This window comes from Bacteroides sp. AR20 (assembly GCF_964250605.1).
GTDB lineage: Bacteria > Bacteroidota > Bacteroidia > Bacteroidales > Bacteroidaceae > Bacteroides > Bacteroides uniformis.
Genome location: NZ_CAXUGK010000028.1, coordinates 1 through 14,443, shown reverse-complemented (window position 1 = coordinate 14,443; position 14,443 = coordinate 1). Strand labels below are relative to the sequence as shown.

Sequence of the window (14,443 nt, the reverse complement as noted above, 5' to 3'; positions counted from 1 at the left end):
CAAACTTACAACCCGATAAACCTCAACGAATAAGCACAATTTACCATATTACGTTATTTTTGCAATCGGATTAGGGAAGTTTACCTTATCTTTGTCCTCAAAACTATACCATGAATAAACCGCAGATTACCATCAAGGATATTGCCCGGGCGCTGAATGTCTCCCCTTCCACCGTGTCAAGAGCGCTGAAAGACAATCCGGACATCAGCAAGGAAACTCGTGACCTTGTACATGCCTATGCGCGCGAACATAACTACAAGCCCAATGTACTGGCTGTAAACCTCCGCGCAAGCCGCAGCAATACCATCGGCGTCATTGTTCCCCAACTGGTACACCACTTCTTTTCCTGCGTATTGAGCGGAATTGAGAAAGCGGCGGCAGATGCCGGTTATAACATCATAGTGGCGCAGAGCAGCGAATCGTACGAGCAGGAAGTGAAAATTGTACATTCGTTCCTTGCCGCCCGTGTCTGCGGAGTTATCGCTTCACTTGCCAAAGATACTTCCCAATACGACCATTACCAGGAGCTGCTGAACAACGATATTCCCATCGTCTTTTACGACCGTATATGTACGGGGCTGAAAACCGAGCGAGTGGTGGTGGACGACTATGCCGGCTCCTTTGCAGCCGTGGAATACATGATACAGACCGGATGCAAGCGTATCCTTTTCTATGGTGCGGCTCCCCACCTGGAGATTACCAAGAATCGCCGGAACGGCTACCTGGATGCCATGAAGAAGTACAAAATTCCGGTGGACGACAGCATGATTCTGTTGTGCGACACCCGTGAACGCGCCATCTCCATCACTCCCGACCTGCTGGAAAGCGAAAACCGCCCTGACGGTTTCTTTGCCATCAACGACGAGACAGCTTCGGGCATACTGTATGCCTGCAAACTGGTCGGCGTAAAAGTTCCCGATGAAGTATCCATCTGCGGATTCACCGACGGAGCCATTGCCCAAAGCACCGACCCAAAGCTGACTACCGTGGAGCAGCATGGCGAGGAAGTAGGTAAAAGCGCTTTCAGCATTCTGACCGGAAAGCTGGAGAGAGAAGAGAAAAGCAACAACAAGATAGTACGTACCAATCTGGTGATAAGAGGAACTACGAAATAATAAAACATATTAAACCATCATGAAAGTAAAACCCGATTTAAGTTTCTGGAAGCTGTGGAACATCAGCTTTGGTTTTTTCGGCGTACAGATTGCATATGCTTTGCAGAGTGCAAACATCAGCCGTATCTTTTCCACTTTGGGTGCAGACCCGCATAATTTGAGTTATTTCTGGATATTACCTCCGTTGGCAGGTATCATTGTACAACCCATCGTGGGGGCCGCCAGTGACAAGACCTGGACACGCTTCGGACGGCGCATCCCTTATCTGTTTATAGGTTCGTTGGTGGCCGTACTCGTCATGTGCCTGCTACCCAATGCCGGAAGCTTCGGCATGGCAGTAAGTACAGCCATGATTTTCGGACTGGTATCGCTGATGTTCCTCGACACCTCCATCAATATGGCCATGCAACCCTTCAAAATGATGGTGGGCGACATGGTGAATGAGAAACAAAAAGGACTCGCCTACTCCATCCAGAGTTTTCTCTGCAATGCAGGCAGCCTGGTGGGATATCTCTTCCCGTTCATCTTTGCATGGATTGGCATCAGCAATACAGCTCCCCAAGGAGTAATCCCCGACTCGGTGATTTACTCATTCTACATCGGAGCGGCCATCCTTATCTTCTGCGTCATCTACACTTCGGTCAAAGTAAAAGAGATGCCGCCTGCCGAATATGCAGAGTATCACGGCATCACCGAAGAAGAGGAACATGAAAAGACCAACATGCTGAAGCTGCTCATCAAGGCTCCGAAAGCATTCTGGACTATCGGACTGGTACAGTTCTTCTGCTGGTTTGCTTTTATGTTCATGTGGACCTATACCAACGGCAGCATCGCTGCCAATGCTTTTGACGCTCCTACAGTAGAGCACCTGGTAGATGGTGTCACCAAAGTGGTACTCGACACCAAGAGCCTGCAATATCAGAATGCCGCCGACTGGGTAGGCGTACTGTTTGCCGTACAAGCCATCGGCTCTGTGCTTTGGGCCATCTGCATACCGATGTTCAAGGACCGTCGCCGGGTCTACTCACTCAGCCTTGTTCTGGGAGGTATAGGTTTCATTTCCACCTACTTCATACACGACCCTTATATGCTCTTCATTTCCTTCTTGCTGATAGGTTGTGCATGGGCTGCCATGCTGGCACTGCCGTTCACCATCCTGACCAACGCACTGAGCGGAGGACACATGGGTACTTATCTGGGACTTTTCAACGGTACTATCTGTATCCCGCAGATTATAGCAGCTGCTTTGGGCGGCACCATCCTTGCCTTGTTTACTCCCCAAGGAGGACTGCCTCCTGAAATCAATATGCTTGTGCTGGCAGGAATCATGCTGATAATCGGCGCCGCCTGCGTATACCTCATCAAAGAGAACCAAGGAGAAAAAAGCAAGTAAGCACACGCCTCCGAAACATAACACACAAAGAACCGAGACCGGCACACCGTACAAAGGACAGCCGTTATCTTTGTAATAAAGACATGAATCATACCGTATGATTACCATAATCATATCGTATGATTCATGCTTTCATACCGTATGATTGTTACCTCTTCTTCTGACCGTACATAGCATCTGTTATTGACGAGCCTACCAGCCCTCCGGCAAGAAAGCAGGTAAAAAAAAGCCTACCGCACGTTTGTTTTTTTCCTTTCCATTTCTTCTTTATTTCCGCATATTGCTTAACTTTACGGCGATAACTACAGAAAACACGTCGCCATGAAGAAATACCTCAAGACCGATGAATGGAACATCATCGAAGACCAATTCCACCCCGACCGTCAACGGATGTCGGAAAGTATATTCAGTCTCGGAAACGGACGTTTCGGGCAACGGGGGTATTTTGAGGAGCCTTACAGCAGTGACAGTTACCGTGGTTCATTTGTGGCCGGCATCACTTTCCTGGACAAAACCCGCGTAGGATGGTGGAAGAACGGATTTCCCCCATATTACACCCGTATACCCAAGGCTGCTGACTGGAGCCGCATCAACCTGCGCCTCATCGATGAGGAACTCGATTTGGCAGGCTGGGATGTCGACAGCTTCAACCGCCGCCTGGATATGAAGGAAGGTATCTTCTACCGGGACATGGAGGTGACGTCTCCTCGCGGAAACCAGCTCCGCATCCATGTAGAGCATATCACAAATATGGCAAGACCCAACCTCTGTCTCATCAAGTACAGCGTGTCTTCCATCAACTATACCGGCAGAATCTCACTCGTGCCCATCCTTGACGGGAATATAGTAGACGATGCCGATCTGCCAAACCTGAAAATATGGAACATACTGCGTTCCGGTTCTACCAGCAACTGTGCCTATCTCTGGACACAGACCCGCCGGGAAGATGCACAAGTGTGCTACGCCATGACTTACCAATTCTTCAAAAACAACAAGGAAACCACTGCCAACCTCATACGGATAGAAAAGGAAAAGCAGACCGGTTTCAGCGTAGGTGCCGACGTGAAACCCGGAGACAACGTGACACTCATCAAATACACCGCCATTGCTTCTTCTCTCTACCACGAACGGAGTGAATTGGTGGAACACTCCGTGGCCGAGGCACGCGAAGCCAAGAGCATAGGCTGGAATACGCTGGTAGAAGAGCATCGAAGGGCCTGGCAGGAAATCTGGGACGAAACGGATGTCGTCATCGAAGGGGATCCGGAAGCGCAACAAGGTATCCGGTACAACATATTCCAGCTGTATCAGACTTACCGGGGAGATGATCCGCGCCTAAACATCGGCCCCAAAGGATTCACCGGAGAAAAATATGGCGGAAATACTTATTGGAACACGGAACTGTGTTGTGTACCGTTTTTTCTGCTCTCCACTCCCAAAGAAATTGCAAAGAACTTGCTGGCATATCGGTACAACCAGCTTCCCAAAGCCATCGAAAACGCCCGTAAACTGGGTTTCAAGGACGGTGCAGCGTTGTTTCCGCAGGTAACCAACAATGGAGAGGAATGCCACAGTGAATGGGAAATAACCTTCGAGGAAATCCACCGTAACAATATCATTGTCTATGCCATCGTTCAGCATGCAGCGCTGACGGGCAATATGGACTATATCGCTAAATATGGCCTGGAAGTAATGATTGCCGTCAGCCGTTTCTGGAGCCAACGGGTATCCTTCTCCCAACCCAAACAGAAATATGTCATACTGGGGGTTACCGGCCCGGATGAATACGAAAACAATGTGGACAACAACTGGTACACTAACTATTCCTGTATACAGTGCCTCAAGATGACCCTCCGTTTTCTGGAAATGGTGGCACAGCAATATCCGGATGAATATGCCCACATACGCCGCATCACCAATCTCGACCAAGTGAAGGAAAGTGCCCGGTGGAGAGACATCATCGAACACATGTATCTGCCGGAAGACAAGGAACGGGGTATTTTTATCCAAAATGACGGCTATATGGATAAAGTACTGGAAAGTACAGATAACATTCCTGCCGAAGAACGCCCCATCAACCAACATTGGTCATGGGACCGCATTCTGCGCTCTTGCTACATCAAGCAGAGCGACGTGTTGCTCGGACTTTACCTCTATTATTTCTATTTTGACACGGAAACCGTCCGCCGCAATTTCGAGTTCTATGAGCCGATGACCGTACACGAATCCTCCCTTTCTCCCCACATCCATTCCATCCTGGCTGCACGCATCGGCAAAGTGGAAAAAGCTTACCAGCTTTTCCTGCATGCCACGCGGCTTGACCTGGACGACTACAACAACGAAGCGGACCAAGGTCTGCACATAACCAGTATGCCCGGCAGCTGGCTGGCCATTGTACGCGGATTTGCAGGTATGCAGGTGCTGAAGGAGACGTTGTGTTTCTCCCCTGTCATACCGCAAAAATGGGACAGCTATTCATTCAAGGTGAATTATCTGAAAAACACACTTCACATACGGGTAGGAAAAGAAATCGAAATCTCGCTTACAGCAGGCAGCAAAGTGGACATACAAGTCTACGGACACCCATATACGCTGGAACGGGGGACGGAATTGAAAATTAATATGCCAATGACCTGCGGCGTGATAGCGCAGCATAAACATTGCGCAGCCAATTAGCACATTGGCACATTAAATCATCATTTATCCTATAACCGGGAGAACATTTGGTTGTTTTCCCGGTTTTATGTTTTTATATATACCTGAACGAATAACTATATACTTGTTTACCAATGAAAAAAATGTTTCTTTTCGCCCTGGTCATGGCGTTGCTCATCACGTCGTGCGGGCAAAAACAAAAGGGTAGCAATACCCTTATCCGACCGGTGAAGACTGCGCAAGTCAGTTCACAGTCGGTTATCCGCAAAGACTTCTCCGGAATAGTGGAAGCCGTGGAATATGTGAGACTTGCCTTCCGCGTCAGCGGACAAATCATCAACCTCCCGGTTGTAGAGGGACAGCGGGTAAAAAAGGGGCAACTGATTGCCGCCATCGACCCACGCGACATCTCCCTGCAATATGCAGCCGACAAGGCTGCCTACGAAACAGCTGCCGCACAAGTGGAACGTAACAAACGGCTGCTTGGCCGCCAGGCTATCTCCGTGCAGGAATACGAAATCAGCGTAGCCAACTATCAGAAAGCAAAATCCACTTACGAGTTGTCCGGCAACAATATGCGGGATACGCGGCTGACAGCCCCTTTCGAGGGTTCCATCGAAAAACGGCTGGTAGAGAACTATCAGCGTGTCAATGCAGGAGAAGGGGTTGTACAGCTGGTAAATACACAGAAGCTACGAATCAAGTTCACCGTACCGGATGATTATCTCTATCTGCTCCGTGCCAAGGACGTAAAGTTCAAGGTGGTGTTCGACAGTTACCCTGCAGAGGCTTTCGATGCCAGACTGGAAGAGTATCTTGACATCTCCACAGCAGGGACGGGTATTCCGGTGACAATAACAATTGACGACCCGCACTTTGACCGTACACGTTATGACGTAAAACCGGGATTCACATGCAAAATAAAGCTGGCATCGGATGTCGCTCCCTTTCTGGAAGAAAAGCTGATGAATGTACCGTTAAGCGCCGTATTTGGCGACAGTGAAAACCGGAAAACGTATGTATGGGTGGTGGAAGGTAATAAAGTCAGTCGCCGCGAAGTGACCGTTTATTCTCCAACGGGAGAGGCAAACCTGCTTATTTCTAAAGGGTTGGAACCGGGAGAAACCGTTGTGACGGCCGGAGTATACCAGCTGACAGAAGGAGAAGCAATAAAGGTACTAATGTGATTAATCACATTGGCACATTACATTCCCCATTTATCTAAAAAATATTCATTATGAATCTAGCCCAATATTCATTAGACAACACGAAGATAGTCTACTTCTTTCTGGCTGTGCTGCTTATCGGCGGTATACTGTCATTCGGCAGGTTGGGAAAGAAGGAAGACGCACCTTTCGTCATCAAGTCGGCAGTCATCATGACACGCTACCCGGGAGCGGAGCCGGCAGAAGTGGAACGGCTCGTCACCGAACCCATCTCCCGAGAAATACAGTCGATGAGCGGCGTCTACAAGATAAAGTCAGAGTCTATGTACGGACTCTCCAAGATAACCTTCGAACTGCAACCGTCACTTTCTGCCGCATCCATTCCGCAGAAGTGGGACGAACTGCGGCGCAAAGTGCTCAACATACAGCCCCAACTGCCCGCAGGCTCTTCTGTGCCGACCGTCTCGGATGATTTTGGAGACGTTTTCGGTATCTATTACGGCCTGGTGGGTGATGACGGTTTCTCTTATGAAGAAATGAGAAACTGGGCGGAACGAATCAAGACACAAGTCATCACGGCAGACGGTGTGATGAAGGTAGCCCTTTTCGGTACACAGACAGAGGTCATCCATATATTCATCTCCGTAAACAAGCTGGCAGGAATGGGTATCGACCCCAAGCAGCTGGCCGACCTGCTGCAATCGCAGAACCAGATTATCAATACGGGTGAAATCAGCGCCGGAGAACAACAGTTACGCATCGTGGCCAACGGTACCTACACGACTGTCGATGATATCCGCAACCAGATTATCACTACCTCCGGCGGACAAGTCAAGCTGGGCGACATCGCCATCATTGAAAAGGGATACATGGAACCTCCCGGCAATATCATGCACGTCAACGGAAAGCGCGCCATCGGTATCGGCATCTCCACCGACCCGACAAAGGATGTGGTAAAAACCGGTGAACTGGTAGACCGGAGGCTTGCCGAACTCATGCCCCTCATCCCCGTGGGACTGGAACTGGAAAGTCTGTATCCCGAAAACGTGATTGCCCAAGAAGCCAACAACGGGTTCATCATCAATCTGATAGAATCCATCCTGATTGTGATTGTAATCATCATGCTGGTGATGGGCATGCGTGCAGGAGTACTGATTGGCTCTTCCCTTATATTCTCTATCGGAGGCACACTGCTCATTATGTCGTTTCTTGGCGTAGGTCTGAACCGGACCTCCCTCGCCGGATTCATCATAGCCATGGGAATGCTGGTGGACAATGCCATCGTGGTGACAGATAATGCCCAAATTGCCATTGCCCGCGGCATCGACCGCCGAAAAGCGCTGATAGACGGTGCCACCGGTCCCCAATGGGGATTGCTGGGAGCAACGTTCATTGCCATCTGTTCGTTTCTGCCACTGTATCTGGCTCCCTCTTCCGTAGCCGAAATCGTGAAACCGCTATTCGTAGTGTTGGCCATTTCCCTGGGATTAAGTTGGGTGCTGGCGTTGACACAAACCACTACATTCGGCAACTTCATACTGAAAGCAAAGGCTAAAGATGGTGATAAAGACCCATACGACAAGCCTTTCTACCATAAATTCGCCTCCATCCTCGGCACACTGATACGCAAGAAGGCGTTGACCCTTGGAAGCATTACAGCACTGTTCATCCTCTCCCTCATCGTCATGGGACTGATGCCCCAGAACTTCTTCCCTTCTCTGGACAAGCCCTACTTTCGGGCAGATGTATTCTATCCGGACGGGTACAGCATCCGCGAAGTAGAAACCGAAATGAAAAAGGTGGAAGCGCATCTGATGCAGCAGCCGGAAGTGAAACGGGTATCCGTCACATTCGGCAGCACACCGTTGCGTTACTATCTGGCCTCCACTTCCGTCGGCCCCAAACCTAACTTCGCCAATATCCTGGTGGAAGTAACGGACAGCAAATATACCAAGAAGCAGGAAGAGAATCTTGATGCCTACATGAAGGCCAACTATCCCAATGCCATCACCCGTACCATGTTGTTCAAGCTCTCTCCTGCTGTAGATGCCGCCATTGAAATCGGGTTCATCGGCAATAACACGGATACGCTGGTCATGTTGACCAACAAGGCTCTGGACATCATGCACCGTGACGGCGAACTTATCAACGTGCGCAACTCCTGGGGCAATAAGATACCGGTATGGCATCCCGTTTACAGTCAGGAGCGTGCACAACCGTTGGGTATCTCCCGTCAAAGCATGGCACAGAGTATCCAGATCGGTACGAACGGCATGACACTTGGGGAATATAGGGAAGGAGACCAGGTACTTCCCGTTCTGTTGAAGGATAAAACTATCGACTCTTTCCGCATCAACGACTTGCGTACACTCCCCGTATTCGGCACTGCACGCGAAACAACCACTCTGGAACAAGTCGTCAGCCGGTTCGACTTCCAGTACAAGTTCTCCAATGTGAAAGACTACAACCGGCAGATGGTGATGATGGCGCAGGCCGACCCACGCCGCGGTGTGAATGCCATTGCCGCCTTCAACCGTATATGGAAGCAAGTGCAAGAAGAGATTGATGTGCCCGAAGGTTACACCATGAAATACTTCGGAGAGCAGGAAAGCCAGGCAGAAAGCAATGCCGCACTGGCAGCTAACCTGCCGCTGACATTCTTCCTTATGTTCGTCACCTTGCTGTTTCTGTTCCGCAGCTACCGGAAGCCGATTGTTATCCTGCTGATGCTGCCGCTTATCTTTATAGGTATTGTACTGGGACTGGTGGTATTGGGGAAATCATTCGACTTCTTCTCCATCCTCGGCTTGCTGGGGCTGATTGGAATGAATATCAAGAATGCCATCGTGCTGGTGGACCAGATTGATACGGAAACCGCTGCCGGAAAAGCACCGCGTGAAGCCGTTATCAGTGCAACGACCACCCGTATTGTCCCGGTGGCTATGGCATCGGGTACCACTATCCTGGGAATGTTGCCGTTATTGTTCGACGCCATGTTCGGCGGCATGGCGGCAACCATCATGGGTGGTTTGCTGGTAGCCTCGGCATTGACACTATTCGTGCTGCCGGTGGCTTATTGCGCCATTCATAAAATCAAGTGAGAGAACATTCAACAATTTACAGTTTACCAATTGAATGATGAAAACAAATATACTTATTCTATCATTACTGTGCTCAGGACTGAATGCCGGGGCACAACAAGCATATCTGAGCCGCGAAGAATACCGCGACAAGGTAGAAGCATACAGCCAGATTCTGAAACAACAGCATCTGAAAACATTCGCCAGTACCGAGGCACGCAAGATTGCCTCCACCGGTTTCCTGCCCCAGATTGACATCACCGCCGAGGGTACCGCCAATCTCAATCATCTGGACCAATGGAACAGTCCGAAAGGAGACTACCACCCTTATACCTATCAGGCACTTGCCACCTTGACGCAGCCGCTTTATACCGGAGGTTCCCTAATAGCCCAAAAGAAAGTGGCGCAAGCCGAAGAGGCACTGGACCAACTTACCACAGAGCTGACCCTCGACCAGATACACTATCAAAGTGACGCCGTCTATTGGAATGCCTCTGCCGCCCGTGCCGGTCTGAAAGCCGCGGCTACCTTTCAGGATATTGTACAACAGCAGTACGACATCATCCAAGACCGCTTTGATGACGGTGCCATCAGCCGCACAGACTTGCTGATGATTTCCACCCGACGTAAGGAAGCCGAATTGCAGTACATCAAGGCACGCCAAAACCATACCCTTGCCCTGCAAAAACTGAATATCCTTATGGGCTCGGAACCGGACGCTCCCATAGACAGCATAGCCGAAATAGATATACCGACTGCCTCCATCATACCTCTGGGCCTGGATGATGTGCTGCTTCGCCGGGCAGAATATGCCAGTACCTCCGTGAACATCGCCCGCAGTGAAGCGCAACGGCATGCCGCCCTCAGCCGCTACAACCCACAAGTCAACATGTTCCTCGCTACCGGTTGGGATACGGGAATCACCTATATGGGGCAGGATGTACCTCATACTCCCGTCGTAGGAGTCAATGTCAGCATCCCCATCTTCCGTTGGGGAGCCCGCTTCAAGACAAACCGCCAACAGAAAGCCTATATCGGCATACAGAAGCTGCAACAAAGCTATGTAACGGACAATATTCTGGAGGAACTCTCCGCAGCCACCACAAAACTGACGGAAACTGAACAGCAAGTCAAGACGGCCCGGGAGAATATGATACTCGCCGAAGAGAATCTGGGCCTTGTCACCTTCTCTTATAATGAAGGAAAAGCCAGCATGGCAGATGTGTTGTCCGCACAACTCTCGTGGACGCAGGCACACACCAACCTAATTGATGCGTATCTGGCAGAGAAGATGGCGGTGGCTGAATATTGGAAGGTGGTTAGTGAATGAAATGCCCCTCAAAGAAAAACATACAAAAAACTCCGGCATAGCTTTACAAAGCCATACCGGAGTTTCTTTATATTTTTCCTACTGACCGTTTATCCCAGGAATGAAATCAGCACACCCGCCGCAACAGCCGAACCGATTACACCGGAGATATTACTGGACATACAGTAATTCAGCACATGGTTTTTCGGGTCATACTTCGTTGCTATTTCATTGCAGACACGGCTTGCCATGGGTACGGCACTCAGGCCGGTAGCACCAATCAGCGGATTGATCTTCTTCTTGCTGAATAGGTTGAACAGCTTCACAAAGAAAATACCTCCCGTAATGGACAATGCAAATGCCAGGAAACCACCAATCACAATACCGATAGTCGTCCAATTCAGGAATGCCTCACTGGTCATCGTGGCGCCAACGCTCAATCCTAAGAAGATGGTAGCTGCATTCATGATACTATTAGCAGCAGCATCAAACAAGCGGCTTGTATCCGAACCGATTTCCTTAATCAAGTTACCGAACATCAACATACCAATCAAAGGTACTGCTGTGGGCACAAATAAAGCAACAATCGTAGTCACTGCAATCGGGAAGATAATCTTCAATACACGCAGATTCTTAATCTCGGTTTTCGAAGGATACAGCTTCTCCTGCTCCTTCATGTTAATCATCAATTCCTTCTTGGTACAGAACAGCTTCACCACCATCGGAATGATGACCGGTACCAGCGCCATATAAGAATAAGCAGCAATGGCAATCGGTCCCAACAGATGGGGAGCCAGCTTGATGGTAGTAAAGATAGCCGTAGGACCATCGGCACCACCGATAATGCCCAACGCACCTGCTTCCTGCGGAGTGAACCCTATCATCACAGCACAAAGCAGTACGGTGAAAATACCTAACTGCGCAGCCGCACCGAATATGGAGAGACGCAAGTTACGGAGCATCGGACCGAAGTCTGTCAGCGCACCCACACCCATAAAGATAACAGGCGGCAGAAAGCCGGTCTTAATCAGCATATAATAAATGAAGTTCATCAGTCCGAGGTCGTGCGCAATCTCGTGCAACGGCATCTCCCAAATATTCTTCATCACCCCGCCTACCATGACCATTCCGTTTTCATCTGCCTGAATCACCCCCATCTCGCCGCCGGGAAAGTTGGCAATGAGCACACCGAAAGCGATGGGTACCAACAACAATGGTTCATAGTGTTTCTTGATACCTAAATAAAGCAGGATGAAAGCGATGGCATACATCACGAGGAACGACGGATCAGCAATGATGTTGCTGAAGGCCGTCATATCATAGAGTTTTGCAAATATATCTTCCATTATCCTATCTTCATTAATACATCATCTTCAGAAACAGAGTCACCCGGATTGACACAGATGGCAACAACCGTTCCATCAAAGTCTGCGCGGATGGCATTGTATGTCTTCATAGCTTCGATATAGCAGAGGAGGTCACCACTCTTCACCTTGTCACCCACTTTCAACGGGGTTTCCTGCGCATTCTTTGTCAGGAAGAACTTGCCTTCGAGCGGAGCCGGAACGTCCTGACCTTCGCCTACGGGGGGAGCTGTCACCTTTTCGGTGGCCGAAGCGGGCAGGTCGATGTCACCGTATGCCACCGTCACGCGGTAAGCCTGACCGTCCACCTGCACAGTGAGCGTCTTGGGTTTGGCATCGTCCAGCGGAGACTTGTCACGTTCGGCACGGCGTTTCTCCACATCCTCCAGGAAGTCCTGCTTGGCCTTGCCACTCTTGTAAGCCTCGTATTGAGCCGGGTGCATGGCGTATTCGAAGAGCTCTTCGTCGTCCTCGCCCAGTTCCCACTTGTTCTCCTTCATCAGCTTGCGGTACTTGTCCAGAGCATCGTGATAGTTGTCCTGCGGATTGCCGGTGAAGAACTTGCGTCCTTCGCGTTCGGCCTTCTCTATGATTTCGGGAGCCAGCTGACCCGGCAGCTTACCTGCCTTGCCCAACAGCATATCCCAAATGTCATCGGCAATCATACCCCAGCGTTCCTTGCCTTTCTCCATAGCAATGACGTTCATCATGGAAAGGTTCTTGACGTACTGGCTGAACGGAGTCACCAACGGGGGATAACCCACGCGCGGCCAAACATATGCCACTTCGTTGAACAACTTGATGAGCAGTTCATCCTGCTTCATGAAGGGCAGGTTGCGTTTTGCCTTGTATTTGTTGATGGACTCCAGATTGGATTCCAAGTCTGCCATCAGACTGCCCATCATGCCACCCGGCAGTCCGGGACCAATCAGCAGGGAGTTCATCAGGCGGTTGCGCGGGCTGATGTACAAGCCAAGGAAGTCGTCCATAAACTCCTGGATGAGTGCGCGTACCTTCATATATGCCTCCATATTGACTTCGGGCACCTGGAAGCCTGCATCCTTCAGCATGGCCTGCACACTGAGCAAGTCGGCATGTCCCGTACCCCAGGAAAGCGGCTCCATGCCTACGTCGATATAGTCGCAACCCGCTTCGCACACTTCAAGAATACTTGCCATATTGAAACCGGGACCCGCATGACTATGATACTGGATAGGAATATCGGGATGCGCCGCCTTGATATTGGCCACAATCTTGCCCAAAGAAACCGGACGTCCGATACCTGCCATATCCTTGATGCAGATTTCGTCGGCACCTGCCTTGATAAGCTTCAGTGCCATCTCCGTGTAGTATTCTACGGTATGGATGGGTGAATGGGTGATGCAGAGCGAACATTGGGAAATCATTCCGGCATCGTGTGCATAACCAATGGAAGGAATGATATTGCGGGTATCGTTCAGACCGCAGAAAGTACGCGTGATGTCCGTACCTTGCGCTTTCTTCACCTTATAGAACAGCTTGCGCACATCGGCGGGCACGGGACTCATGCGGAGGCCATTCAGGGCACGGTCCAACATGTGGGTCTGGATACCGGCTTCATGGAACGGCTTCGTCCACTCGCGCACGGCTTTATTCGGATTCTCCCCAAACAGCAGATTTACTTGTTCAAAACCTCCGCCATTGGTTTCCACGCGCGCAAAACAACCCATCTCAATGATGGCGGGAGCAACTTTCACCAGTTGGTCAACACGGGGTACATATTTTCCGGCACTCTGCCACATGTCCCTGAATACCAAACTGAACTTAATTTCCTTTTTCATACTAAATTATTCGGTGTGTTTTTATATAAGATTATTATTTCAGATTTTTTCTACCTTAGCAACTTTACCCTTACCTTGTGTCACTACTGTTACGGCTGCACTGATAGCTGCCAGAATATTACCGGGGACAGGTGCGGGACCATTTGCCGCAGCTTTAGCCGGTGTCACCTCTTCGGGCGCATATTTATTCACCAATGCAATAAGAGCTTTTCCTAAGTTAATAACAATCAGCAGGATAGCGAAGACTGTTGCCATACCTACCACCATCAGCAAAAGTGCTGTATTCAAGTTTTCCATATTATAAATTATTAGTTATTCAGCCGAATTTACGAAAAATCGCTCGAAATTAGCGATAATCCATTAAAGAAAGGCAGAGAAGAATGATAAAAGATGCTAAAAAGTAAAGCTTCCCGCACAACCAATGAGGCGGTACGGGAAACTTTTAGCATAAAACGGTGTCAGTCTGTAGCTAACACTTGAAAAGGGACCCGGAACAACATTTAAAAAGTGCCCCACCCATGGGTATGTTTAACCGAACAAA

At 49.7% G+C, this 14,443-nt stretch carries 9 protein-coding genes; 6 read left to right on the top strand and 3 right to left on the bottom strand.

From position 1 onward, the window contains the following. Nucleotides 1–110 precede the first annotated feature (110 nt). From ACESTD_RS14100 to ACESTD_RS14075, 6 genes are all read left to right on the top strand, one after another. Nucleotides 111–1,115 carry a LacI family DNA-binding transcriptional regulator gene (locus ACESTD_RS14100; protein ID WP_008663890.1) on the top strand — a complete coding sequence of 335 codons (1,005 nt, stop codon included), beginning with the start codon at nucleotides 111–113 and terminating at the stop codon, nucleotides 1,113–1,115. A gap of 19 nt (nucleotides 1,116–1,134) precedes the next feature. Further along, nucleotides 1,135–2,508 carry an MFS transporter gene (locus tag ACESTD_RS14095; protein WP_035449528.1) on the top strand — a complete coding sequence of 458 codons (1,374 nt, stop codon included), beginning with the start codon at nucleotides 1,135–1,137 and terminating at the stop codon, nucleotides 2,506–2,508. A 321-nt stretch (nucleotides 2,509–2,829) separates the two neighbouring features. After that, complete coding sequence (locus tag ACESTD_RS14090) at nucleotides 2,830–5,184, top strand: family 65 glycosyl hydrolase domain-containing protein (RefSeq protein WP_373158952.1); 2,355 nt, start codon at nucleotides 2,830–2,832, stop codon at nucleotides 5,182–5,184. 113 nt (nucleotides 5,185–5,297) lie between these two features. Then, nucleotides 5,298–6,350 (top strand): efflux RND transporter periplasmic adaptor subunit, encoded by a 1,053-nt coding sequence (locus ACESTD_RS14085; protein WP_087332744.1) that lies wholly within the window; start codon nucleotides 5,298–5,300, stop codon nucleotides 6,348–6,350. Between the two features lie 50 nt (nucleotides 6,351–6,400). Beyond that, entirely contained in the window at nucleotides 6,401–9,430 is a 3,030-nt protein-coding gene (locus tag ACESTD_RS14080) for an efflux RND transporter permease subunit (RefSeq protein ID WP_195288628.1), read from the top strand. Between the two features lie 34 nt (nucleotides 9,431–9,464). Beyond that, nucleotides 9,465–10,739 carry a TolC family protein gene (locus ACESTD_RS14075; protein WP_009036567.1) on the top strand — a complete coding sequence of 425 codons (1,275 nt, stop codon included), beginning with the start codon at nucleotides 9,465–9,467 and terminating at the stop codon, nucleotides 10,737–10,739. Nucleotides 10,740–10,828: 89 nt separating this feature from the next. On the opposite strand, the gene ACESTD_RS14070 is transcribed toward ACESTD_RS14075, so the two are convergent. The 3 genes from ACESTD_RS14070 to ACESTD_RS14060 are packed head-to-tail and all read right to left on the bottom strand — an operon-like array spanning nucleotide 10,829 to nucleotide 14,199. After that, nucleotides 10,829–12,064, bottom strand: a complete 1,236-nt coding sequence (locus ACESTD_RS14070) for a sodium ion-translocating decarboxylase subunit beta (RefSeq protein ID WP_005826328.1) — start codon at nucleotides 12,062–12,064, stop codon at nucleotides 10,829–10,831. Then, nucleotides 12,064–13,902, bottom strand: coding sequence for a biotin/lipoyl-containing protein (locus ACESTD_RS14065; RefSeq protein ID WP_373158951.1), 1,839 nt, complete (start codon nucleotides 13,900–13,902; stop codon nucleotides 12,064–12,066). Before ACESTD_RS14065 ends, ACESTD_RS14070 begins: the two co-directional genes overlap by 1 nt. A gap of 39 nt (nucleotides 13,903–13,941) precedes the next feature. Next, nucleotides 13,942–14,199, bottom strand: coding sequence for an OadG family protein (locus ACESTD_RS14060; RefSeq protein WP_005826326.1), 258 nt, complete (start codon nucleotides 14,197–14,199; stop codon nucleotides 13,942–13,944). Nucleotides 14,200–14,443 lie beyond the last annotated feature (244 nt).

Excerpts from the sequence above, each read along its gene's own strand:
- ACESTD_RS14100 (WP_008663890.1), top strand. The coding sequence starts at position 111 with ATGAATAAACCGCAGATTACCATCAAGGATATTGCCCGGGCGCTGAAT.
- ACESTD_RS14095 (WP_035449528.1), top strand. The coding sequence starts at position 1,135 with ATGAAAGTAAAACCCGATTTAAGTTTCTGGAAGCTGTGGAACATCAGC.
- ACESTD_RS14090 (WP_373158952.1), top strand. The coding sequence starts at position 2,830 with ATGAAGAAATACCTCAAGACCGATGAATGGAACATCATCGAAGACCAA.
- ACESTD_RS14085 (WP_087332744.1), top strand. The coding sequence starts at position 5,298 with ATGAAAAAAATGTTTCTTTTCGCCCTGGTCATGGCGTTGCTCATCACG.
- ACESTD_RS14080 (WP_195288628.1), top strand. The coding sequence starts at position 6,401 with ATGAATCTAGCCCAATATTCATTAGACAACACGAAGATAGTCTACTTC.
- ACESTD_RS14075 (WP_009036567.1), top strand. The coding sequence starts at position 9,465 with ATGATGAAAACAAATATACTTATTCTATCATTACTGTGCTCAGGACTG.
- ACESTD_RS14070 (WP_005826328.1), bottom strand. The coding sequence starts at position 12,064 with ATGGAAGATATATTTGCAAAACTCTATGATATGACGGCCTTCAGCAAC.
- ACESTD_RS14065 (WP_373158951.1), bottom strand. The coding sequence starts at position 13,902 with ATGAAAAAGGAAATTAAGTTCAGTTTGGTATTCAGGGACATGTGGCAG.
- ACESTD_RS14060 (WP_005826326.1), bottom strand. The coding sequence starts at position 14,199 with ATGGAAAACTTGAATACAGCACTTTTGCTGATGGTGGTAGGTATGGCA.